The sequence below is a fragment of the Micromonospora sp. C51 genome (assembly GCF_018070435.1).
Taxonomy (GTDB): domain Bacteria; phylum Actinomycetota; class Actinomycetes; order Mycobacteriales; family Micromonosporaceae; genus Micromonospora; species Micromonospora sediminimaris.
Genome location: NZ_JAGPXQ010000013.1, coordinates 96,224 through 118,410, shown reverse-complemented (window position 1 = coordinate 118,410; position 22,187 = coordinate 96,224). Strand labels below are relative to the sequence as shown.

At 71.2% G+C, this 22,187-nt stretch carries 19 protein-coding genes; 4 read left to right on the top strand and 15 right to left on the bottom strand.

Annotation, left to right across the window (positions count from 1 at the left end; all coding sequences use genetic code 11):
- Positions 1-43 precede the first annotated feature (43 nt).
- Positions 44-841 carry a hypothetical protein gene (locus KBX50_RS16285; protein ID WP_210937857.1) on the top strand — a complete coding sequence of 266 codons (798 nt, stop codon included), beginning with the start codon at positions 44-46 and terminating at the stop codon, positions 839-841.
- A 4-nt stretch (positions 842-845) separates the two neighbouring features.
- Here the strand turns inward: KBX50_RS16285 and KBX50_RS16280 are convergent, their stop codons facing one another.
- The 7 genes from KBX50_RS16280 to KBX50_RS16250 form a co-directional block, all read right to left on the bottom strand.
- Positions 846-1,592, bottom strand: a complete 747-nt coding sequence (locus KBX50_RS16280) for an SDR family NAD(P)-dependent oxidoreductase (RefSeq protein ID WP_210937856.1) — start codon at positions 1,590-1,592, stop codon at positions 846-848.
- Positions 1,593-1,774: 182 nt separating this feature from the next.
- Positions 1,775-2,905, bottom strand: a complete 1,131-nt coding sequence (locus tag KBX50_RS16275) for a branched-chain amino acid ABC transporter permease (protein ID WP_210937855.1) — start codon at positions 2,903-2,905, stop codon at positions 1,775-1,777.
- Positions 2,902-3,792 (bottom strand): branched-chain amino acid ABC transporter permease, encoded by an 891-nt coding sequence (locus tag KBX50_RS16270; RefSeq protein WP_093403525.1) that lies wholly within the window; start codon positions 3,790-3,792, stop codon positions 2,902-2,904. Before KBX50_RS16270 ends, KBX50_RS16275 begins: the two co-directional genes overlap by 4 nt.
- Positions 3,792-4,583 (bottom strand): ABC transporter ATP-binding protein, encoded by a 792-nt coding sequence (locus KBX50_RS16265; protein ID WP_247673807.1) that lies wholly within the window; start codon positions 4,581-4,583, stop codon positions 3,792-3,794. Before KBX50_RS16265 ends, KBX50_RS16270 begins: the two co-directional genes overlap by 1 nt.
- A 31-nt stretch (positions 4,584-4,614) precedes the next feature.
- A complete protein-coding gene (locus tag KBX50_RS16260; protein ID WP_210937854.1) occupies positions 4,615-5,358 on the bottom strand; it encodes an ABC transporter ATP-binding protein in 744 nt (247 codons plus the stop codon).
- A gap of 7 nt (positions 5,359-5,365) precedes the next feature.
- Entirely contained in the window at positions 5,366-6,571 is a 1,206-nt protein-coding gene (locus KBX50_RS16255) for a substrate-binding domain-containing protein (RefSeq protein WP_210937853.1), read from the bottom strand.
- Positions 6,572-7,119: 548 nt separating this feature from the next.
- The gene (locus tag KBX50_RS16250) at positions 7,120-8,241 is read right to left on the bottom strand and encodes a glycerophosphodiester phosphodiesterase (protein WP_210937852.1); all 1,122 of its coding nucleotides are present in this window, start codon (positions 8,239-8,241) and stop codon (positions 7,120-7,122) included.
- Between the two features lie 195 nt (positions 8,242-8,436).
- Between KBX50_RS16250 and KBX50_RS16245 the strand changes: the two genes are divergently transcribed.
- Both KBX50_RS16245 and KBX50_RS16240 read left to right on the top strand, forming a co-directional pair.
- On the top strand, positions 8,437-9,771 hold the full coding sequence (locus tag KBX50_RS16245; protein ID WP_210937851.1) for a TrkH family potassium uptake protein: 1,335 nt from the start codon (positions 8,437-8,439) through the stop codon (positions 9,769-9,771).
- The gene (locus KBX50_RS16240; RefSeq protein ID WP_210937850.1) at positions 9,761-10,432 is read left to right on the top strand and encodes a TrkA family potassium uptake protein; all 672 of its coding nucleotides are present in this window, start codon (positions 9,761-9,763) and stop codon (positions 10,430-10,432) included. The genes KBX50_RS16245 and KBX50_RS16240 overlap by 11 nt, the downstream gene beginning before the upstream one ends.
- A 9-nt stretch (positions 10,433-10,441) precedes the next feature.
- Here KBX50_RS16240 and KBX50_RS16235 read toward each other — a convergent pair whose 3' ends face one another.
- From KBX50_RS16235 to KBX50_RS16205, 7 genes are all read right to left on the bottom strand, one after another.
- Positions 10,442-12,103 (bottom strand): serine/threonine-protein kinase, encoded by a 1,662-nt coding sequence (locus tag KBX50_RS16235; protein ID WP_210937849.1) that lies wholly within the window; start codon positions 12,101-12,103, stop codon positions 10,442-10,444.
- A gap of 71 nt (positions 12,104-12,174) precedes the next feature.
- Positions 12,175-13,728, bottom strand: coding sequence for a fused MFS/spermidine synthase (locus KBX50_RS16230; protein WP_210937848.1), 1,554 nt, complete (start codon positions 13,726-13,728; stop codon positions 12,175-12,177).
- Positions 13,729-13,764: 36 nt separating this feature from the next.
- Positions 13,765-14,769: a hypothetical protein gene (locus KBX50_RS16225; protein WP_210937882.1), complete on the bottom strand. Its 1,005-nt coding sequence runs from the start codon at positions 14,767-14,769 to the stop codon at positions 13,765-13,767.
- Between the two features lie 298 nt (positions 14,770-15,067).
- Complete coding sequence (locus tag KBX50_RS16220) at positions 15,068-15,877, bottom strand: inositol monophosphatase family protein (RefSeq protein ID WP_210937847.1); 810 nt, start codon at positions 15,875-15,877, stop codon at positions 15,068-15,070.
- The gene (locus tag KBX50_RS16215) at positions 15,870-16,322 is read right to left on the bottom strand and encodes a response regulator (RefSeq protein WP_210937846.1); all 453 of its coding nucleotides are present in this window, start codon (positions 16,320-16,322) and stop codon (positions 15,870-15,872) included. Before KBX50_RS16215 ends, KBX50_RS16220 begins: the two co-directional genes overlap by 8 nt.
- Complete coding sequence (locus KBX50_RS16210; protein ID WP_374224648.1) at positions 16,319-18,094, bottom strand: CHASE3 domain-containing protein; 1,776 nt, start codon at positions 18,092-18,094, stop codon at positions 16,319-16,321. The genes KBX50_RS16215 and KBX50_RS16210 overlap by 4 nt, the downstream gene beginning before the upstream one ends.
- Positions 18,091-19,341, bottom strand: coding sequence for a PP2C family protein-serine/threonine phosphatase (locus tag KBX50_RS16205; RefSeq protein ID WP_210937845.1), 1,251 nt, complete (start codon positions 19,339-19,341; stop codon positions 18,091-18,093). Before KBX50_RS16205 ends, KBX50_RS16210 begins: the two co-directional genes overlap by 4 nt.
- Before the next feature lie 157 nt (positions 19,342-19,498).
- Here KBX50_RS16205 and KBX50_RS16200 point away from each other — a divergent pair, with 157 nt between their 5' ends.
- The gene (locus KBX50_RS16200) at positions 19,499-21,877 is read left to right on the top strand and encodes a M28 family peptidase (protein WP_210937844.1); all 2,379 of its coding nucleotides are present in this window, start codon (positions 19,499-19,501) and stop codon (positions 21,875-21,877) included.
- Positions 21,878-21,881: 4 nt separating this feature from the next.
- On the opposite strand, the gene KBX50_RS16195 is transcribed toward KBX50_RS16200, so the two are convergent.
- Positions 21,882-22,136: a Smr/MutS family protein gene (locus KBX50_RS16195; protein ID WP_013736060.1), complete on the bottom strand. Its 255-nt coding sequence runs from the start codon at positions 22,134-22,136 to the stop codon at positions 21,882-21,884.
- Positions 22,137-22,187: the final 51 nt, after the last annotated feature.

Sequence of the window (22,187 nt, the reverse complement as noted above, 5' to 3'; positions counted from 1 at the left end):
GTGTGTTCTACCATTCCCGTTCGATACCGGAGAGAGAGACGAGATGACTCAGCGAACCGGCACCACCGCCACGACCCGGCGTCTCGCGGCCGTGGCCGCCGCCCTGCTGGCCGCGACCGTGGTGGCCGGCTGCGACGACGAGGCCACCCCGGCGGCGGCTCCACCGCCGCCGGACCCCAAGCAGGAGTTGCTGGCGGCCGTGCCGGGTGAACAGGACCCGGCCTTCCGCTTCACCACAAGCGACTCCTCCGGGAACGTCTCCGGCGTGGTCGACCCGGCGAACCGGGGCATGGACATCGACACGGTCACCAAGGACAAGGACTTCACGCTTGAGATGTCCTTCCGGATGGTCGAGTCACGCACCTGGATGAAGGTCAACTTCAAGGGCGCCAAGGACATCCAGAAGCTGATGAAGCTGCCCACGAAGTGGATGGAGCTGGATTCGGCGAAGATCGAGGGACCGGACTCGCTGCCCACCTACGAGGGCACCGACCCGGGCAACGCCGACGCGATCATCCGCGCGGCCTCCGATGTCCAGGCCGGTGAGCCCGGGACGTACACCGGTGTGGTGGACCTGTCCGTGGTGCCGGAGCTGGCTGACGCCCTGGAGGGCGTGGCCGCGCTCGACGACACCGACGGGCAGCTTCCGCTCAGCGCGGTGGTCGGCGCGGACGGCAACCTGTCCTCGCTGACGCTGGAGATCCCGCCGGCCGGCAAGAAGAAGGCGTCCGAGTACGTGGTCGAGTACTTCGACTTCGGTGCCGCTCCCGCCGTCGTCGCATTCACCGAGGAGCAGGCCCAGCAGGCCCCGAACGCCGCGTACGACCTGCTGAACGGCTGACCGGTCAGCGGCCGAGCACCGACCCGCCATTGACGCCGAGCACCTGCCCGGTGACGTAGCCGGCGGCGGGGCTGGCCAGGTAGCGCACCGACTCGGCGACGTCGTCCGGCAATCCGGCCCGGCCGACCAGGGTCGCGGCCACCCGCTGCGCGTGGCCCTCGGGGGTCATCCGGCCGTCGAAGAACTCGGTTTCCGCGACGTAGCCCGGGCTGACCACGTTGACCGTGATCTGGTCCGGCCCGAGCTGGGCCGCGAGGCTGTACGCCCAGCCGTGCAGCGCCGCCTTCGCCGCCGAGTACGCGTCTCCGCCACCGCGCTGCGCGGCGATGGAGCTGATCAGGATCACCCGCCCGCCGGGCCGGCGCAGCGCCGGTCGCAACGCCTCGGTGAGCAGCACCGCGGTGAGCACGTTGGTGTCCAGGGTCGCTCGCCAGTTCGCGGCGATCCCGGCAAGCGTGTCACTGTCCGCGCTGTGGTAGCCACCGGCGTTGTTGACCAGCACGTCGACCGGCCGACCACCCACCGCCTCGACCACCTTCACCGCCTGGTCGGGGTCGGTGAGGTCCGCCGTAACGGCACGGATCGCCTCGGGACGGCCAGATTCGGCTCCGATCCGCTCGACGGTCGCCCTGAGCACCTCCGCGCGCCGGCCCAGAACCAGCACCGAACACCCGTCCAGGACGAGCGCCCGTGCCACCGCCGCCCCGATCCCCGTACCGCCGCCGCTGACCACGGCCAACCGCTCGCTCATGCCGTCCTCCCCGCCGCTGCTTGTCCCGCACGGGCCCGTCCGGACCCGCCACCGCTCTGCCGTAGCGCGACGGTGACCAGCCGGATGCCCGACCGGCCGGACCGAACGCCGGCCCGGCCACCGATCATGAGGCTAGCGCGGCGGGACGGCACGCCGTCCGTGCCGTCCCGCCGCCCTCTTGATCAACCCTGGGGTCGGGAGCCGGTACGCAGGGAGTCACGGAGCAGGGCCAGGCGAGGAGCGAGGCTGGCCAGGCCACCGGGGAAGAAGTAGACGGCCAGGATGAAGACCGTGCCGAGCACGAACAGCGGCTGGGACAGCGGCCGGCTGAGGAACGCCGGCAGCGCGTTCACCGCGTCGGAGGTGCCGAACGACACCAGTCGGTGGTCCAGGTACATGTAGAGGATGCCGCCCAGCACCGGGCCCCACCGGGTACCCGGCCCGCCGAGGACCACCATCACCAGCAGCGACAGGGTCAGCTCGCTGCTGGTGATGTGCGGCGAGGCACCGCCGACGATCAGGCAGTAGACCGCCCCGCCGGCCGCCGCCAGACCGCCGGCCAGGGTGAAGGCGACCAGCTTGAAGCGGTACGGATCCAGCCCGAGCACGCCGATGCGGCGCTCGTCGTCGCGCAGCCCGGCCAGCACCCGCCCGGTAGGCGAGCCACTGACCCGGTGCACCACGAAGACCACCACCACGAGATACGCCAGCGCCAACCAGTACAGGTTGACCGTGTTGGTGACCCCGACCAGCCCGTCCGGCAGCCCGGCGACGTCCAGCGGCAGCCCCTCCTCACCACCGGTGAGGCCACCGAAGTCCCGGGCCACCAGGATCGCCCCGACCTGCGCGAACGCCAGCGTCACCATGGCGAAGGCGATGCCGACCGTACGCAGCGCCACGGCACCGAGCAGCCCGGCGAGGATGGTCCCGCCGACGATGGCCAGCGGCGCGGCCTGCCACAGCGGCAGCCCGGCCCGGGTGATCAGGATGTCGGTGCCGTAGACGCCGGCGGCGAAGTAGAGGGCGTGGCCGAAGGAGAGCATTCCGGTGCGCCCGAACAGCAGGTCGTAACCGGCCGCCAGACCGCCGAAGACCAGACACACGGCGAGCAGTTGCAGGGTGCCCGGCGAGTTCAGCGCGCCCTCGAAGATTCCCGGCAGGTGCAGCGTCGAGTACGGCAGGATCAGCGCCACCGCCAGCGCGACCAGCGGCAGGAACGGACGGAGCCGGCCCCAGCGGCCTGGTTGCTCGGTCAACTCGTCGGGCACCGCCGCCGGTGGTGCCGAAACCTCGGGGCTCTTGACCTCGGTCATGCCGTAACCGCCTTTCCGGCGATGCCCTGCGGACGCAGCAGCAGCACCACGGCCAGCAACGCCACCACGCAGATGTCACCCAGCCCGGAGGTGCCGTAGTAGTTGACGAACTGTTGCAGCAGCCCGACCGCGACCGCCGCGTACGCGGACCCGACCACCGAGCCCATGCCGCCGATGACCACCACGATGAACGCGAAGATCAGCAGCGAGCCGCCCTGCTGCGGCGAGACGGTGCCGAAGTAGACGCTGCCCAGCGCCCCGGCCAACGCCGCCGCCGCCCCGCCGATGGCGAAGACCAGGGTGAACGCCTTGCGTACGTCGATGCCCAGTGCGGTCACCATCTCCCGGTTCTCCACTCCGGCCCGGATGATCAGGCCGTACCGGGTCCAGCGGAGGAAGGCGAGGATCGCGCCGAGCACCAGCGCCGCGGCGACGATCAGCAGGAGACCTCCGTTGGGCACCTGCGCGCCGAAGATCGAGGTCACCTCGCGGGTCCATGCCGGACGGGGAAACGGTCGGGCGTCCGCACCCCAGGTGGCCTGCAACAATGCCACGCCGGCCAGCGAGAGGCCGACGGTGACCAGCACCTGCTCGATGGTGCGCGAGTAAAGCGGCCGGATCAGCACCAGCTCGACAAGCACCGCCATCAGCGTGCCGGCGGCCACCCCGAAGGCGACCGCGACCACGAAGCCGAGGCCGTCGGGGCCGGCGCCGGGCAGGTTCCCCGCTGCCCACCAGGTGGCGTACGCGCCGACGCCGAGGAAGAGCCCGTGGGCGAAGTTGAGCACGTCGGCCAGGCCGAAGACCAACGACAGGCCGGAGGCGACCAGGAAGTAGAGGGCTGCCAGGCCGAGCCCGGTCAGCGTCAGCAGAATGATCGCGTCCATCAGCTGCCGTCCTCCGGGGTCGACCCGGCACCGGCCGGCTGATCGACGGTCGCCACCCTGGCGGGCTGGTGGCCCTCTGCCGAGCCGACGCCGAGCAGGGACCGGGTCAGTCCGGTCTCCAACAGCAACTCCTGGGCGTCACCGGCCCAGGCGACCCGCCCGGCGGCGAGCACCACCGCGTCGCGGGCCAGCCGCCGGACCACCGCCAGGTTCTGCTCGACCAGCAGCACCGGTACGGACTCCGCGACCCGTTCCAGCACCTCGGCCACCTCGGTCACCACCTTCGGCGCCAACCCCTTGGTCGGCTCGTCGACCAGCAGCAGCCGGTTGTCGTTGAGCAGCACCCGGCCGATTGCGAGCATCTGCTGCTGCCCGCCGGAGAGCGAACCGGCCCGCTGCCGGGAACGCCGATCCAGCTCGGGAAAGAGTGCGAACACCCGCTCGTACGCCGGGGTGGTGCCGCGCCGCTCGGCGAGCCGCAGGTTCTCCGCGACGGTGAGTCCGGCGAAGACGCAGCGGTCCTCCGGCACGTAGCCGAGCCCGTCGCGGACCAGGCGGTGGGTCCGCTGGGACAGCAGGCTCCGGGCGCCCATCCGGACCGTGCCGCGTACCTCGCCGTTGCGCGGAGTCAGCCCCACGACGGCGCGCAGCGTGGTGGTCTTGCCGACCCCGTTACGGCCGAGCAGCACGGTGACCCCGGTCGGCGCGACCGTGAACGACACCCCCTGGAGGATGTGCAGCCCGGCGATCCGGACCGACAGATCCTCCACGGTCAGGACCGGTTCGCTCATGCCGGAACCTCGCTTCGCTCGCTGTGCTCGCTCATAGCGACTCTCCGAGGTAGGCCTCTTGTACGGTCGGGTTGGCCATCACCGTCTCCGGCGTGTCGCACGCCAGCAGCGCGCCGTGGTGCATCACGGCGATCCGGTCGGCCAGTTCGAGGATCACGTCCATGTGGTGCTCCACCATCAGCACCGCCCGGCCGCTGTCCCCGGTCAACGCACGGATCACCTGGACCAGTTCCGGCACGTCCTCGGCGCTGACCCCGGCCATCGGCTCGTCGAGCAGCATCACCCGTGGCTCGCCGGCCAGCAGCAGGGCGATCTCCAGCTTCCGCTTCTCGCCGTGGGCGAGGGTGCCGGCCAACGCCGTACCCCGGTGGGCCAGGCCGACCCGGTCGAGCGCCGCGTCGGCGGCGGCGGCGACCTCCCGGTCGGCCGCCGCCCGCCGCCACAGCTTCAGCGAACCCCCGCGGTGTGCCTGCACGGCGAGCCGGACGTTCTCCCGCACGCTCAACGAACCGAACACCGAGGACGCCTGGAAGGTACGGCCCAGGCCCAGCCGGGCCCGCCGGTACGGCGGCAGGTCGGAGATGTCCTGCCCGTCCAGGGTCACCCGGCCTTCGGTGGCCCGGCGCAGGCCGGTGATCAGGTTGAACAGTGAGGTCTTGCCGGCGCCGTTGGGACCGATCACGCCGAGGAACTCCCCGGGTGCCAGGTCCAGATAGACGGAGTCGACGATGGAGACCTCACCGATCCGCCAGGTCAGACCGCGGGTGGCGAGCATCTCCGCCTCAGCCCTTCATTGCCTGGACCGGCGGCGCGGTCTCGTCACCGGTGAGCGCCTTCTGAGCGGTCGCGGTGAACGTGTCGCCGCTGCCGGTCAGGCTCGCCTGGTACATCGGCTGAAGCAGCGCGTGGTCTTCGGCACGGATGGTCATGCTGCCCTTCACGCTCTCGAAGCTCCAGCCCTCCAGCGCGGTGACCATCTTCTCGACGTCGTCGCCGCCCTCGGTCACGGCGCGGACCACCATCTGCGCGGCGGCGAACCCGTCCGGGTGGAACAGGTCGAGCGTGCCGCCGGGGACCTTGGCCTTCGCGGCCTTGGCCGCCTCGGTGTCGCTGGCCCCGTCGAAGTAGTGCGACAGGAAGGAGATCTTGCTGCCGGCGGCGCCGAAGGTCGGCCAGGAGGCGCGGATGTCCAGGCCCGTGACGACCGTGGTGGAGGTGAGTACGCCCTGCTGGTCCAGGGTCTGCCACATGGCCGGGGCGGTGGTGCCGGCCCAGGCCACGAAGAGCAGGTCCGGCTTGGCGGACTTGATCTGGCTGGCGAACGGGGTGAACTCGGTCGCGCTGGCCGGTGCCCGGACGGCGCTGACGCTCGCGCCGGCTCCACCGATGACGGCCTTGACCGCCGCCTCGTTGGCGTCGCCGAAGGCCCCGTCCTGGGCGAAGACCACCACCTTCTTGCCGGCCGGGTCACCGATGAACGACTTCGCGGTCACCACGTCCTGGTACGACTGCCGGCCGGAGCGGAACGTGTACTTGTTCGCGCCGGTCACCGCGTCGGTGGCGGCCGGGCCGGAGATGAACAGCACCTTGTTCTGCGCGGCGATCGGGGCGACCTGGAGCGCCACGCCCGAGGCCGTCGAACCAGCGATGATCTTGTTGCCCTTGCCGATCAGATCCTTGGCCGCGGAGACCGCCTTCGCCGGGTCACCGGCGTCGTCGACCTCGGTGATCTCGATCGTTCGGTCGCCCACCTTGTTGGTGCCGTTGGTGGCGAAGTCCAGGCCGGCCCTGAACCCCTCGATGTACTGCTTTCCGTAACTGGCCAGCGCTCCCGACTGGGAGTAGACCAGACCAACCTTCACCGGCGCGGCGCTGTCGCCGCCGCCGTTGGCGGTGTCCTGGGGGCTGCCACAGGCCGTGGCGGCGATCGCCGCGGCCATCATCGTGGCGGCGGAGATGAACACCCGCCGTGTCGTCCGGACCGTCATTGCGACTCCACGTGAGGACTCAGAGGGAGGAAAACCTTATGTGTCGGCTCACGCTAGAAGTGACGTCACCCACGGGCTATGTGGCGGAAACACACAAGTAACAGGGTTGGGATGGCCAGCCCTTACAAGGCCGGAGCCTGGGCGCACCGGCCCAGCGCAGCAGCGGTCGCCCGCTGCCACGGTTCGCGGCCGTCATGTGTCGCCTCCCGCCACGCTCCGGCGCCCACTCGCGAACGCGGCCGCTCTCTGACGACGACGAGTTGCGGCATGTCGGGGCGTCCGGGCCAGCCGAAGGCACAGGTTGCGGTGTCCCGTGGGACGGCGGCCTGTTTCCTACTCGGCAGGCAGCTGCTCGGCAAGCCGGTCCAGGCCACTTTTGATCAACTGCCCGTAGCCGTCGTCAACGAGCGCGACCATCCGCCCTTGTGGTCACCCTCAACCTGCGCTGACTGTTCGACAACTTCGGGGATGTTGCTGCGTCGACCCGCAGCGGATGCGGCAACATCCCCGAAGTTGCTGGGCGCTCGGGGTGGGGCGGGGGCGGGGGGTCAGGGGCGGGGTAGGGCGGCGCGGGCGGCGACTGCGGTGTCGGGGTGGTCGGTGAAGACGCCGTCGAGGCCGAGTCGGTAGAACAGTTCGTACTCGGACTGGATGTCGCCGCGGGCGTTCGGGTCGGTACCGATCCGGAAGTCGGCCGGGAGGAACTGGTTCTCCGCCCGGAAGGTCCAGGCGTGCACGATCAGCTTCTCCCGGTGCGCGTCCCGGACCAGGGTGGTCGGGGTGAGCAGGCCACCGGCGGAGTTCCGCGGCACGATCAGGTCCTTGTGCACTCCGATGCCGTCGGCGTAGCGGGAGATCCAGCGCAGGCCGGCGGGGGTGGCCAGGTCGCGGTACGTGCGGGTGTCCCCGGCCACGGTGAAGTCGTAGGGCTGGCCGGCGGCGTTGAGCAGCTGCGCCAGCCGTACGTCGATCATCCGGTCCAGCCGGCGCAGGTTGGCCGTCTCGAAGGACTGGATGATCACCGGAGCGTTCCGCTTGGTCATCCTGTTCCGGCGCAGCGTCTCGACCAGCGGCTCCTCCAACGGCAGGCCGATCGAGGCGAAGTACGTCGGGTGCTTGGTCTCCGGGTAGACGCCGATCACCCGGCCACGCGCCCGGCCCTCCACCCGGGCCAGGTCGATCACCTCCTGGAAGGTGGGCACCTGGAACTGGCCGTCGAACGCGGTGTTTGTCACCCGTACCTGGGGCAGCCGCTCCTTGGCCCGCAACGTCCGCAGTTCGGCGAGGGTGAAGTCCTCGGTGAACCAGCCGGTCACCGACGCCCCGTCGATGGTCTTCGTGGTCCGGCGGTCGACGAACTCCGGCCTGGTCGCCACGTCGGTCGTACCGCTGATCTCGTTCTCGTGCCGGGCCACCAGCACGCCGTCGGCGGTCGCGACCAGATCCGGTTCGATGTAGTCGGCACCCATCCGGATCGCCAGCCGGTACGCCTCCAGGGTGTGCTCCGGCCGGTAGCCGCTGGCGCCCCGGTGACCGATGACGATGGGCTGGTCACCGACGCGGGCCGGGTCCGGGCCGCCGGCCGGCTTCGCCGTGGCGACCATGGGCGTGGCCACGGCGGCGGCGAGCAGGGTCACCGACACACCGAGGGCGGAAAGGGTACGTCGCAACGCGGTCTCCTTGACTTGTCGGGGAACCGCCTCAGCAGACCTGCCCGGGCTGACCGGCAGTTGGTCCGCGCCTGACCATCCGGTGAATCCTCCGCCGTTGCGTCCGGTGAAGCAGAGCAAGGGGCGGTCCGGGGTGCGGGGCGTCGGGATGTCGGTTCAGGCCCGGAACGGTGCGCAGAATCGGAAGATTGTCTGGTGCGTCGGTTTCTTCGTCACCCGGTGCGGCTCGTGCCGCTGGTCTTCCTGGTGGCGATCCTGATCGGCACCGGCCTGTTGATGCTGCGGCCGATGACCATCGAGTACCAGCACACCTCGTTCATGACCGCGCTGTTCACCGCCACGTCGGCCATCTCGGTGACCGGCCTCACCGTCACCGACACCCCGAACTACTGGTCCGGCTCCGGGCTGGCGCTCATCACCGTCCTCACCCAGCTGGGCGGGCTCGGCATCCTGACCGGTGCCGCACTGGTGATCCTCACCGTGTCCCGGCGGCTCGGGCTGCACAATCGGCTGCTGGTGCAGGCCGAGACCGCGGAGTACGGGATCGGCGACGTACGCCGGCTGCTGCTGCGCATCGCCACCACGGTCTTCGCCTGCGAGCTGGCGATGACCGTCATCGTCACCGGCCGGCTCTGGCTGCGCTACGACCAGCCATTCTGGGAGTCTCTCTGGTCCGCCGCGTTCCACTCCATCCAGGCTTTCAACAACTGCGGATTCTCGCTCTACCCCGACGGGCTGCTGGCCTTCTCCCGTGACCCGTGGGTCAGCCTGCCGTTGGCCCTCGGCGCGATCGTCGGCGGTCTCGGGTTCCCGGCCATGTTCGAGGCGGTCCGGGAATGGCGGCAGCCGGCCCGCTGGGCGGTCGCCACCAAGCTGACCATCTGGGGCAGCGCGGCGCTTGTCGCCTTCGGTGCGGTCGCGTTCCTGGCCGCCGAGTGGGCCAACCCGTGGACCGTCGGCCAGTACGACGTACCCGGCAAGGTGGTCGCCGCGTTCGCGCAGATCGCGTTGGCCCGCACCGGCGGTTTCGAGGTGGTGCCGACCGAGCTGCTGCGGGAGGAGAGCTACACCCTGTTGATCGGGCTGATGTTCATCGGTGGCGGCAGCGCCAGCACGGCCGGTGGAATCAAGGTCTCCACCTTCTTCCTGCTCGCCTTCGTCATCTGGGCGGAGGTCCGCGGCGAGCCGGACGTCACGGTCGGGCACCGCCGGATCGCCACCGCCAGCCAGCGGCAGGCTCTCACCGTCGCGCTGCTCAGCGTCGCGATCGTGGCCGCCGGGACCGCCGCGCTGATCGCGATGACCGACAAGCTTCCGTTCTACGCCGCGTTGTTCGAGGTCACGTCGGCGTTCAGCACCACCGGGCTATCGGTGGGCGTCCTGTCCTCGCTGTCCGACGGCGGCCAGTTCCTGCTGACCGTGCTCATGTACGTCGGCCGGGTCGGGCCGCTCACCTTCGGCTCGGCGATCGCCCTGAACACCCGACGCCGGCTCTACCGCTACCCAGAGGAGCAACCCATTGTCGGATAGGAAATCGGACCCGGGCGGCATCGCCGTGATCGGCCTCGGCCGGTTCGGCAGCCATCTGGCTGAATCGCTCTCCGCCCTCGGCCGCGAGGTGCTGGCCGTCGACCGGGACGCCCAGCAGGTGCAGAAGTGGTCGTCGATGCTCGACCAGGTGGCACAGGCCGACGCCACCGACGAGGGTGCGCTGCGCCAGCTCGGTTTGACCGACCTTCCCCGGGTGGTGGTGGCCATCGGTGCCTCCGTCGAGGCCAGCGTGCTCACCGTGCTCGCCCTGGTGGAGCTGGGCGTTCCGCAGATCTGGGCGCGGGCGACCTCGGGGCAGCACGCGAAGATCCTCTCCTCGGTGGGCGCGCACCGCGTGATCTTCCCCGAGGCGGAGACCGGCGAGCGGCTAGCCCACCTGATCATCAGTCGGACGCTCGATTTCGTGGAATTCGATGAGGCCTTCGCGGTGGCGCGGGTCCGCGTTCCGCGGTCGCTCGCAGGCCGCCCGGCCAACGAGATCCAGTTGCTGGACCGCTACGGCGTGCGGGTGATCGGCATCAAGCGGTCCGGCGAGCAGCGGTACCGGTACGTCTCGGACGACATGCAACTCACCGATGACACGATTCTCATCGTGGAGGGGACCATCGAACAGATTCAGCGCTTCGCCACGCTGTCCTGACCGGTCGGCTCACCGGCCGGGGCCCTTGCCGGGCTTACCCGGCTGCGGCTTACCCCCGCCCTTGCCCTTTGCCTTGCCGTCGTCCGGCTTTGCCTTTTCGGGCTTGGGCTCCTTCGCCTTCGGTTTGGAGCCGCCGGACCCGGCCTTGCCGGCGGTCGCCTTCACCGTCTTGGCCGTGGCCGACTTGGCGGGTGCCGGTTTGGTGGTGGGCGCGGTGCCAGCCACCCCGGAGACCTGGACCCCGCACACCGCCGAGCCGATCCGGAACTCCACCGGCAGCGGATTCGTCCCGGAGTACCGCCCGGTCAGATTCACCTTCTCGGTGGCACCCGGTGCCAGTGCCGGCCGCTGAGGGACCGGTTGCACCGCCACCGACCGGCCCTGTTGGCGTACCGGCACCGGTGTCGCGTCGGTCACCTGCTGCTCGCCGGGGAACGCGAAGCTCATGGTCCAGTCGCGCAGTTCACGATCGCCGGTGTTGGTCAGGCTCAGTTCCGCGGTGAAGTCCTTGCCGGAATCCTTGCGCAGCGCGTACGTCACCTGGCAGGGAATTTCCTGTTCGCCGCCGATGCGTGCCTGGGTCGGCTGATCGATTCCGCCGCTGGCGGGGCTGTGCGACGTGACCCCCCAGACCGCCGCCGTGACGGCCATCAGCCCGGCGGCGGCCGTCATCGCCTCGATCCGGCGCCGGCGGTTCAGCCGGCGACGGGTGCGCAGGCCGGCCAAGGGCAACGCGTCGGTCGCCGCGGACCAGGGCAGGATCGTGGTACCGGCGTCGGCCAGCGACGACGGTCCGATGTCACCCACGCCGGTGCCCACCGGCACCGTCGGCACCTTGCCGGCCGCCTCCGCGAGGACCCGGGCCAGTTCGGCGGTGGCCGGACGATCCGCCGGCCGCTTCGCCAGGCAGCGCCGCACGAGGTCGGCGACGGCACCGGGCAGGCCCGGCACGTCGGGCATCGGCTCCGGCTCGCGGTACATGTGGGCGCGCAGCATCTGGGTGGTGGTGTCGGCCTGCCAGGGCAGCCGACCGGTGAGCATCCGGTACAGCAGCAGCCCGACCGCGTACACGTCGGTGGCCGGGCTGACCTGGCCGTTGTCGAGTCGTTCCGGCGCGAGATACGCCGGGGTGCCGAGCAGGTTGCCGTCGGGCCCCTTCTCGCTCTCACCGACCAGCGCGGAGATGCCGAAGTCGACCACCTTCACCCCGGTCGCGGTGAGCATCACGTTGCCCGGGGTGACGTCGCGGTGCACCACACCCCGGGCGTGCGCGGTGGCCAGCGCGGAGGCGACCTCGGCCGCCACCGTCACCGCATCCCGCCACGGCAGGCGTCCGTCCCGGGCCAGCCGCGCGGTCAGCGGACCGCCGTCGATCAGTTCCATCACCACGTACGGCACGGTCAACCCGACCTGTACGGACTCGCCGTAGTCGTACACGTTTGTGATGTTGGGGTGGCAGAGCCGGGCGGCGGCCTGGGCCTCGATCCGGATCCGGTGCCGGAACGCCCGGTCGCTGGCCAGCCGGGACGCGAGCACCTTGACCGCCACCTGCCGGCCGAGCACCTCGTCGTAGCCGCGCCAGACCACCGACATGCCGCCCGCGCCGAGCTGTTCGATGAGCCGGTACCGCTCACCGAGCAGTTGCGCGCCTCTGCTCACCGCACCACCCATGGTCGGCGTTGTTGCCCGACGTGAGGCCGCCTACACCTTTCTGGTCTGATTCGGTCACGGATGTCACCCGATCAGGCGGTGGCGAGCAGTTGGTCCACCGGAGCGTAGTCGTCGGTGAGCACCAACGCGTCGCCGACGAAGTCCGTCAGGTCACCGCCGCTGAGCAGACTGGCCGGCTCGTTGGCGTCGTCGAGCCGGGCCCGGACCGCGGCCAGCGGTAACGGCGCGTCGGAGGCCATGATGAGGAAGTTGGCACCCCGCTCGCCGGCCAGTGCCTCCGGCGGGGCGATCAGCGCGACATGCCCGAACTCGGCGGCGACGGTGGCCACTTCGCTGCGGATGAACCGCAGCGGCGGGTAGTCGATGACGTTCTGCACGTACACGCCCCCGGGGCGGGTCACCCGGCCGATCTCGGCGGCCATTTCCCTCGTGGCCAGGTGCCAGGGCACCACCAGGTGCCCGAAGGCGTCGCCCACCACAAAGTCCCGGCTGTCGGTCGCCTCGTCGGCCACCAGCATCCGGGCGTCCCCCACCACCGCCCGCAGGTCCGGTCCCTGGCGTACGCCGAGTCGCCGCTCCCCCAGCGCGACGAGCCCACCGTCGATCTCGAACACCAGGTTGTCGGTGCCGGGCCGGGTGGCGGTCAGGTAACGCGGCACGGTGAACCCGCCCCCACCCAGGTGCAGCGCGTCGAGCCGCTGGCCCGACGGGGCGAGCACGTCGGCCACCGCCCCGATCCACCTGGTGTACGCGTACTCCAGGTGGGTCGGGTCGTTCAGGTCCACGTACGAGTGCTGGGCCGAGTTGAGCAGCAGCGTCCGCCCGCTGGACCGACCCGGGTCGGCCTGTACCCGGGCACAGTGGTACGCCGTCTCGACGTCGCACGGGTTCGGGGCGACCATGGTCAGCCCGGCCCCGGCCAGGCCCAGCACCGCCAGGGCGGCCTTGACCCGGGCCGGCCCGGGCAGGGCGGCCCGGTCCTGCCGGTGCAGGTACACCCCGAGCGCGATGCCGGTGATGCCGAGGGAGGCGGCCAACCCGAACAGGATGACGGTGCTGGGCAGGGCCGCCACCAGCACGAAGCCGGTGACCAGGGTGGCCGTGACGGCGCCGAGGGTGCCGATGCCGGAGAGCCGGCCGACGACCTGGCCGGTACGGCGCAGGTCGGCGAGCTGGAGTTTGATCACCAGTGGGCTGACCGCCGAGAGCAGCATCGCGGGCGCGAACACGGCGACCGCGACCAGCAGCAGGACCGCGCTGGCCGCACCGCCGCGCAGCACCTCTCCGGCGTACCGCACCGCCGGCAGGGTGATCGCGGTGGCGATGCCGGAGAGCACCAGCGCCGGGGCCAGCAGCGTACGCGGGTTGCGCCGGTCGGCCAGCCAGCCACCCGCCCACGCCCCGTACGCGATCGCCGCCAACGCGATGCCGATGACCGAGCTGGTCACCTGGAGGGTGACCCCGACGTACGGCCCGACCAGGCGCAGCGCGGCGGTCTCCAGGACCAGGACGGCACCACTGGAGTAGAAGACCAGGAACGCGGCGAGCCCGTTGGGCAGGGCCCGCGGCACCTCCGGCGAGGAGGGCGCGGATGGGGCCGCCACGTCAGGCGATGGAGAGTTCATCGTGGCGATGGTACGCAGCGGCCCCGGGCCGGCGGGTCAGTACATCGAGAGATGAACGTGGTTCGTGTGGTCGGCGGCCGGGCTGCCGCTACCGCTGTACGCCCGCCAGCCGGTGCCCGGGTGCCAGATCTGGCGATACCAGATGACGTACAGCACGCCGAGCCGGTCGGCGTTGCGGACGTGCCAGGCGGCCAGGCTGTCACCGTACGACTTGTCGCCACCGGTGGCCGTGCGGTCCTCAAAGCCGTTCGTGGCGGCGGCGAAGTCGCAGGCCCGACCCTTGGGGTGCTCGCCGGAGCCGCCGCTGCGGTAGCAGGAGACGTGCCGCTTGTATCCGGCGGCCTGGGTCTGCTTCAGCGCGTGCAGCGTGCGGGGCGTGATGCAGCCCGAGGTGGTCGGGTCGTCCACCGAGCACGACTCACCGGGCCAGGAACCGTCGGAGTTACGCGGTGCCGGCTTCGCCGAGATGGAACTGCCACCGCTGAACCCGCCGCCGCTACCCGAGCTGACCGCGGCCAGGGCCGCCTCGGCCTCCTTCTTCTTCTTCGCCATCACGGCCAACTGCTTGGTCTGCTCGCGTACCTCGGCGTTGATCGCCAGCTTGGCCTGCCGGGCCTGCTCACGCGCCTCGGTCAGCTCCCGGATCCGGCGGCTGTCCCGCTGGGCCATCATGTCGAGGTTGGCGGCGCGCTGCACGAACGCCTCCGGCGTCGCGCTGTCCAGCAGTACGGCTGCCGGGCTGAGCCGCCCGACCCGGTAGGACTGTGCGGCCACCTCGCCGACCATGGCGGTCAGCTCGTCCAGCCGGCCCTCCATCGCGGACAACTCCTTGGCCATCTGCTTCTGCCGCTTCTTGGAGCCGTCCAGCTTGCGCTTGGCGTCGATGTGCGCCTTGGCGGTGGCTTCCAGGGCGTCCCGCAGCTTCTTGCTGCCACCCTCGTTGGGCTCGGCGTACGCCGGCACGGCACCCACGCCGAGCAGCAGCGCCACGGCGGCGAGCAGGGCGATCAGCGGCCGGTGGGCGTACCGCCGGACGGGCATGGAGCTGCGCACGAAAGCATCCTTTCGTCGGCCGCCGGCCCCCGATGAGTTCCACTGCGCGGCGGCGGCCCCCGCCGGCGCCGGTCGGCGGCCTGCTGGCGGAAGGCCGCCGGTCAGGATACCGGAACCATCCCTCCCAACCAGCCCGCCGACCCCCAACCCCGCACAACCATCAACCCCCCGCAACCACCCCCTCACCCACCGCACCCGACCACCCGCGTTGATCATGAGGTTAGCGGCAGTGTCAGAGATCAAACTTGCCGTCAACCTCATGATCAACGCAAAGAAGGGGAGGGGTCTAGGTGGGGAGGAGGGTGGTGTGGACTTTGGTCCAGACCTCTTGGTTGGCGGCTACCAGCAGGCCGTGTTCGGTGTCGGCGGGGTGGTAGTCCGTGCCGTCGAGCCGGCGGGCGACGCCGCCCGCGGCCCGCACCAGGAGGGTGCCGGGGCCGTGGTCCCAGGGCAGGGTCCGCCAGAACAGCACGAACTGCTGCTGGCCGGTGAGCACGTCGAGATACTCGCGGCCGGCGCAGTGCTGCCCCGGTAGCAGCTCGCCGAGCCGCGCACCGCCCGCCTCCACCGTGCGCCGTGAGGGTCCCGGCAGGAACTTCGTCATCGCGGTGCCCCGCAGCTCACCCGTTGGCGGTGCCCCGTCGGGCAGCTGCAACGGCCGACCGTCCAGGTACGTGCCCTCGCCGGTACGGCCGGTCGCCAGCGCGTCGGCCAACGGGTCGAAAACCCAGGCGGCCACCGGCTCGCCATCGGTGAGCAGGGAAACCATCAACGCGAACGGGCGGCGGCCCGCTGCGAAGTTCGCGGTGCCGTCGACCGGGTCGACGAGCCACACGTCCCCCGAGGCACGCAGGTGACGCAGCAGGTCGGGATCGTCGGCCACCGCCTCCTCGCCGACCACCACCGAATCGGGGCGCAGCCGGAGCAACCGGGCGCTGATCATTTCCTCGGCCCGCCGGTCGGCGACCGTGACCAGCTCACCGGGGGCCTTCTCGCTCACGTCGGCGACGTCGAGGTGGCGGAACAAGGGCAGCACGACGCGGTCGGCAGTCTCCCGCAGCAGCCCGGCGACGTCGTCGAGCAGGGTGTCAACCACGCGGCGGCAGCTTCACCACGCTGACGAAGAACTCGTCGATCTGCCGGACCACCGCGATGAACTGGTCGAAGTCGACCGGCTTGGTCACGTACGCGTTCGCGTGCAGCTGGTAGCTGCGCAGGATGTCCTCGTCGGCCTGGGAGGTGGTCAGCACCACCACCGGGATCCGGCAGAGCTGCTCGTCCTTCTTGATCTCCTCCAGCACCTCCCGGCCGTCCCGCCGGGGCAGGTTCAGGTCGAGCAGGATCAGGTCCGGCAGCTGCGCGTCCGCGTACTGGCCCTCGCGACGCAGGTAGGCCAGCGCCTCGGCACCGTCGGATACGACGTTGAGCCGGTTGCGCAGCTTGTGCTCCTCGAACGCTTCCTGGGTCATCAACACATCGCCCGGGTCGTCCTCGACCAGGAGCACCTCGATCGGGCTGTTACCGTCCGCCGGCGCGGTCATCCCACCGCCTCCTTCATGCCACCTGTCCCACCGCCGGCCTGTGGCAGGCCAGCGACGGCCGAGGGGCGTTCCGAGTCGCCGCCGGCCTCGGCGCCGACGGTACCGTCACCCGCCGGGACCTCGTCATCGGCCCGGCCTGCCGCCGCGTCCGTGCCGACCTCCGCCGGATCGGACCCGTCCGCCGCAGACCCGTCCGCACCGGTGGCGCTCGTCGCATCCGCCACGTCGGCGGGAAGCGCGGGCAGGGTGAAACGGATCGCCGTCCCCTCGGGCACGTCGGTGTCCACCCAGACCCGGCCGCCGTGGTACTCCACGATCTTCTTGACGATCGCCAGCCCGATTCCGGTACCCGGGTACGCGTCCTTGGCGTGCAGCCGCTGGAAGATGACGAAGATCTTGTCGGCGAACTCCGGCTCGATCCCGATGCCGTTGTCCTGGCAGGTGATCTCCCAATCCTCGCCGATCAGCCGGGCCGAGACGTGCACCTTCGGCGGAACATCCGCCCGACGGAACTTCACCGAGTTGCTGACCAGGTTGACCAGCAGGTTGGTCAGCAGCGGCTCCTCGCCGCGGATCACCGGCAGCTCGCCCCAGGTCAACTCCGCGTCGGCGTACTGCCGGGCCGGCTCGGTCTGCGCCGCCACCTCGGCCATCAGGCGGTTCAGGTCGACATCGGTGAAGCCCGTGGTGAGCCGGCCGATCCGGGAGAAGGCCAGCAGGTCGTTGATCAGCCGCTGCATCCGCTGCGCGCCGTCCACCGCGAAGGCGATGTACTGGTCGGCCCGCTCGTCGAGCCGCCCGGCATAACGCCGCTGGAGCAGCTGGCAGAAACTCGCCACCTTGCGCAACGGCTCCTGCAGGTCGTGCGAGGCGACGTAGGCGAACTGCTCCAGGTCACGGTTGGACCGGGTCAGCTCCTCGGCCTGCTTCTGCAACTGGGTGTTGACCCACTCGATGCGCTCCCGGGCCTCACGCACCTCGGCCAGGTCCGCGGCGATCTTCTGGCGCATGGCGTCCACGTCCTCGCCGAGGCGCTGGAACTCCGGCGGACCGGTGCCGGCGATGCGGTGGCCGTAGTCGCCGACGGCGACCTCCCGAACCTGCCCGGCCAGGCTGGTCAGCGGACGGATCACCATCCGCTCCAGCGAGGTGAGCAGCACCACCCCGGTGACCAGCACCACGAGCGCCGCGATGACCAGCAGCAGCACCAGCAGGTTGCTGGTGCTGCGTACGTTCGCGGCGGCCTCGTCGCGAAGCTCGAGGATGCCGTTCTGCAACACGTCGACGGCGACCCGGATCTGGTCGAACTGCTGCCGCGACTGGTCGGTGAGCAACTGCTGGCCGGCGGCGGCGCCACCGGTCTCGATGGCGGCGATGACCGGCACGGCAACCGCCTGCCGCCACTGCTCCGCCCGCTGCTGCACCGTGCCGAACTCGTCACGCAGCTCCGGGTAGCTGGCCAACAGCCGGTCCATCGAGGCGGCCAGTTCCTGCTCCCGCTGCCGGCCGGTGTCGAACGGGACGAGATCCTCCCGCTCGCCGGTCAGCGCGTACCCCCGGATCGCGGTCTCCTGGTCGACCAGGACCGCGAGCAGTTCCTGGGACTGGGCCCGCAACGGACCTGTCTCATTGAGCACCGCGTCGATGTGCGCCCGGCTACGGGTGGCGACCACCGCCTCCGCGACGGCCACCCCGAGCAGCAGCAACCCGACAACGGCGACGAGCACGGCCAGCCGACCGCGCAGGCTCCAGCCGGCACCCATGGCCGTCACCGGCCACCACCCCGCGTGACCAGCAGCATCGCCACATCGTCGGCGAACGGGCCGCCGTTGAGCTGCTCGGCCCGCCCGACCAGCCAGGCCGGCAGATCGGGCAGCGCAACCGCCCGACTGGCCGGCTCGGTCAGCAGGCGAGTCAGGCCGGGCACGTCGAGACGTTCGTCGCCCGCGCCCACCCGGCCCTCGATCAGACCATCGGTGTACATCAGCAGAGACCAGTCCTCGGTGTCGAACTTCAGGTCGAAGGCGACGGGCCGGCGCGGCCGTACGCCGAGCAGCAGCCCACCCGGGGCGGGCACCGGAGCCACCCGCCCACCGGCGAGCAGCACCGGTGGCGGGTGGCCGGCCAGCCGCACCGTCGCCCGGCCGGCGTGGAGGTCCAGCCGGGCCGTCGCCACGGTCGCGAAGATCTCCTGAAGCCGGCGCTCGCTCATCAGCACCTGTTCCAGCGCGGGGAGCACCTCGTCGTCCGGTACCCCGGCGAGGATCAGCGCCCGCCAGGCCACCCGCAGCTCGACGCCGAGGGCCGCCTCGTCCACGCCGTGTCCACAGACGTCGCCGATGATCAGATCCACCCGGTCGGGACGGGTCTGCACCACGTCGTAGAAGTCCCCACCGATCAGGGCGGCGTGCCGGCCGGGCCGGTAGAAGGTGTGCACGGCGATCTGGTCGGTCGACATCAGCGGCTGGGGCAGCAGGCCGCGCTCCAACCGGGCCGACTCGGCCTGGCGCAGCTCCACCTCACGCAGCCGGCGGGCGTTCTCGTCGGCCCGTTTGCGCTCCACCGCGTAACGCAGCGCCCGGGTCAGCAGAATCCCGTCGACCTGGCCCTTGACCAGGTAGTCCTGCGCCCCCTCGGCAACCGCGACGATACCCAGGTGCTCGTCGGTGCGACCGGTGAGCACACAGACGGCCGCGCTGCCGGACATCTCCAGCACCTGCCGCAGCCCGTCCAGCCCCTGCGCGTCGGGCAGACCCAGGTCGAGCAGTACGCAGTCGACCCCCGCGATCCGTTGGCGGGCCTCGCTCAGGCTGGTCGCCACCAGCAGGTCGATCCCGGAGTTCGTCTCGGCCAGCAACTCGCCGACCAGGAAGGCGTCCCCCTCGTCGTCCTCCACCAGCAGCACGCTCAGCCGCTCCCCGGGTGGCAGGTTCGGGTTGCCACCCAGCCCTCCCTGCGGGTACGGCCACGACACGACGGAGGGACCGGTCATCCCGGTCCCCCGGGCCGGCCGGGTCACCGCCGCGACTGGCGGCTGATCGCTGGTGATGTCGGGCTCCTTCCGAGTGCCCTGCTGATCCTGTATTAGACAACGTTCGCACACAACACGACGGGGCACCCTCAGGTGGCATGGAGGATGATGTCCACCCCAGGACCCCCCTCGCAAGGAGCCACCCGTGGGCGCACCCCCCACCCCCGCCGCCGACCGCGCCCTCACCAGGCCGCGTCGACGTCCCCTCGCCGCGCTGGCGGCCCTCGTCGCGCTCGTCGCCGTCGGCGCGGGCGCTCTGCTCGACCTGCGTCCTCCGGCGCCCCGGCCGGCCGACACGCCGACCGGCGAGTTCAGCGCCGGGCGCGCGTACCCACACGTGACGCAGGTCGCCGGGCGGCCACACGTCGCGGGCAGCCCAGCCAACGAGGAGGTCCGCGGCTACCTGGAAGGCGTGCTGCGCGACCTCGGGTTGGAGACGCAGGTGCAGGACACCGTCGCCGAGGAGGCCGGGCAGCTCAGCGGCGCGGCGGGCGGGGCCACGCTGGCCCGGGTCCGCAACCTGGTGGCGCGGCTGCCCGGCACCGCCCCCACCGGCACGGTGTTCCTGGTCGCGCACTACGACGCGGTACAGACCGGGCCGGGCGGCAACGACGACGCCGCAGGGGTGGCGACCATCCTGGAGGTGGCCCGTGCGCTGACCGATGGCCCGGCACCCCGCAACGACGTCGTCTTCGTGCTCACCGACGCCGAGGAGGCGTGCCTCTGCGGAGCCTCGACGTTCGCCGCCGAGCACCCGCTCGCCGCCGACAAGGGGGTGGTGCTCAACTTGGAGGCAAGGGGTCGCACCGGTCCGGTGATCATGTTCGAGACGTCGCCGGAGAACGCGCCTCTGGTCGAGGTCTTCGGCCGGGCCGCACCGCACCCGGTGGGCACCTCGTTCGCGGTGGAGGTGTACCGCGCGTTGCCCAACGACACCGACTTCACGGCCTTCCTCGACGAGGGGTTCCTCGGGCTGAACTCGGCGTACCTGGATGGCGCTGCGATCTACCACACGCCGTTGGACACCCCCGCCTCGATGGACCGGGCCAGCCTCCAGCACCACGGTGACAACACCCTCGGGCTCGCCCGGGAGTTCGGCCGGATCGACCTCGGCGACCTGCGCGCCGGTCACGACGCCACCTACTTCCCCGTGCCCGGCGGGCTCGCCCGCTACCCCGGCTGGCTGGTGCTGCCGTTGGCGCTGCTGGCGCTGAGCGGCGTGGTCGGGCTCGGCTGGCTGGCCCGCCGCCGGAACCGGGTCACCACCGGTCGGCTGGCCGCCGGCTTCGGCCTGGCCCTGGTGCCGATCGTGGTGGCCCCACTGGGCGCCCAACTCCTCTGGGCGGCGATCGTCGCGCTCCGGCCGGGCTACGCCGAACTGCTCGACCCGTACCGGCCCACCTGGTACCGGCTGGCCGTACTGTCGCTCGCCGCCGCCGTCGTGTTCGCCTGGTACGCGCTGAGCCGACGGCGAGTCGGCCCGGCCGCGCTGGCGATCGGCGGGCTCGGCTGGCTGGCGCTGCTCGGCGTGCTGCTGGCGTTCCTGGCCCCCGGTGGGGCGTACCTGGCGACCCTGCCCGCCCTGGCCGGGGCGCTCGGCGGCCTGGTGGCGCTGGCCACCCGCCTCGACGGCCCGGTACCGGTGATCGCGGTGACCGTCGCGGCCGCGGTCGCGGTGCTCCTGCTGCTCCCCACCGTCGTACTGCTCTTCCCGGCGCTGGGCATGGCGATGGGCGGCGTCGCGGCGCTCTTCGCGGTGCTGCTCGGTCTCGCCGCGCTGCCCGTGATCGACCTGCTGCACCCACAGGCCGGCGGTCAGCGGGGCATGATGGCGCTGCGGGCCCGCCGACTCGGTGCCCTGCCGGCCGGGGCCGCCGCACTGGCCGCGGTGGTCCTCGCCGGGATCGGCATCGCCGTCGACCGGTTCGACGCCACACACCCCGTGCCCACCCATTTGATGTACGCGCTGGACGCCGGCACCGGCCAGGCCCGCTGGCTCAGCCACGAGAGCGATCCGCAGCCCTGGACCGACGAGTACGTGGACGGCCCGGTCGAGGTCGCCGACGAGTTCCCCGGCATCGGCGGCGACGAGTTGCTCGGTGGCCCAGCACAGCCGGCGGACCTACCCGCGCCCCGGTTGGACGTGCTTACCGACACCACCACCGCAGGCGAACGCACACTGACGCTCCGGCTCACCCCGCAGCGTCAGGTACGCCTGACCACCCTGCACGTCGACACGAACACCGCTGACGTGCGGCGGGTCGAGGTCGCCGGCCGCCAGGTTCCGGTGGAGACCCGCGACGGCCGCTGGGGATTCGGGGTGGTCTTCCACGCCCCACCGCCCGACGGGATCGAGGTCACGCTTACCGTCACGCCGAAAGCGGACCGGATCGCGCTGCGCGCGATGGACGCCAGCGACGGCCTCGACACGCTGCCCGGCTTCCGCCCCCGCCCACCGGACGTCGGCGTCGCCGGATCGCACAGCTCCGAGATGCTCGCCGTCGCCCGCACCTACCCGTTGTGAGGGGCTACTTCCACCGGAAGTGGACGAAGAGGCGGCCGAAGTTCTTGGAGTCCTTCTCGACCCGGTGGTAGAGCTGCTTGACGTCCTTCTGGTCGAGGAAGCGCAGCACCCGCTTCTTGAGCTGACCGGAGCCCTTACCCGGGATGATCTCGACGAGGGTGGCCTTCTTGGCCACCGCCTCGTCCATGATCCCGCGCAGCGCCCGGTCGATGTCGTGGCCCTTGTTGAAGATGTCGTGCAGGTCCAGCTTCAGCTTCATGCCACGTCCACCGTCCGGTCGGCTCTCATCCGGCTCATGGTAGGCACGCCG

Coding starts and splice junctions, on each gene's coding strand:
- KBX50_RS16280 (WP_210937856.1), bottom strand. CDS start 1,592: ATGAGCGAGCGGTTGGCCGTGGTCAGCGGCGGCGGTACGGGGATCGGG.
- KBX50_RS16265 (WP_247673807.1), bottom strand. CDS start 4,583: ATGAGCGAACCGGTCCTGACCGTGGAGGATCTGTCGGTCCGGATCGCC.
- KBX50_RS16275 (WP_210937855.1), bottom strand. CDS start 2,905: ATGACCGAGGTCAAGAGCCCCGAGGTTTCGGCACCACCGGCGGCGGTG.
- KBX50_RS16260 (WP_210937854.1), bottom strand. CDS start 5,358: ATGCTCGCCACCCGCGGTCTGACCTGGCGGATCGGTGAGGTCTCCATC.
- KBX50_RS16195 (WP_013736060.1), bottom strand. CDS start 22,136: ATGAAGCTGAAGCTGGACCTGCACGACATCTTCAACAAGGGCCACGAC.
- KBX50_RS16255 (WP_210937853.1), bottom strand. CDS start 6,571: ATGACGGTCCGGACGACACGGCGGGTGTTCATCTCCGCCGCCACGATG.
- KBX50_RS16270 (WP_093403525.1), bottom strand. CDS start 3,792: ATGGACGCGATCATTCTGCTGACGCTGACCGGGCTCGGCCTGGCAGCC.
- KBX50_RS16230 (WP_210937848.1), bottom strand. CDS start 13,728: ATGAACTCTCCATCGCCTGACGTGGCGGCCCCATCCGCGCCCTCCTCG.
- KBX50_RS16235 (WP_210937849.1), bottom strand. CDS start 12,103: ATGGGTGGTGCGGTGAGCAGAGGCGCGCAACTGCTCGGTGAGCGGTAC.
- KBX50_RS16225 (WP_210937882.1), bottom strand. CDS start 14,769: ATGCCCGTCCGGCGGTACGCCCACCGGCCGCTGATCGCCCTGCTCGCC.
- KBX50_RS16215 (WP_210937846.1), bottom strand. CDS start 16,322: ATGACCGCGCCGGCGGACGGTAACAGCCCGATCGAGGTGCTCCTGGTC.
- KBX50_RS16285 (WP_210937857.1), top strand. CDS start 44: ATGACTCAGCGAACCGGCACCACCGCCACGACCCGGCGTCTCGCGGCC.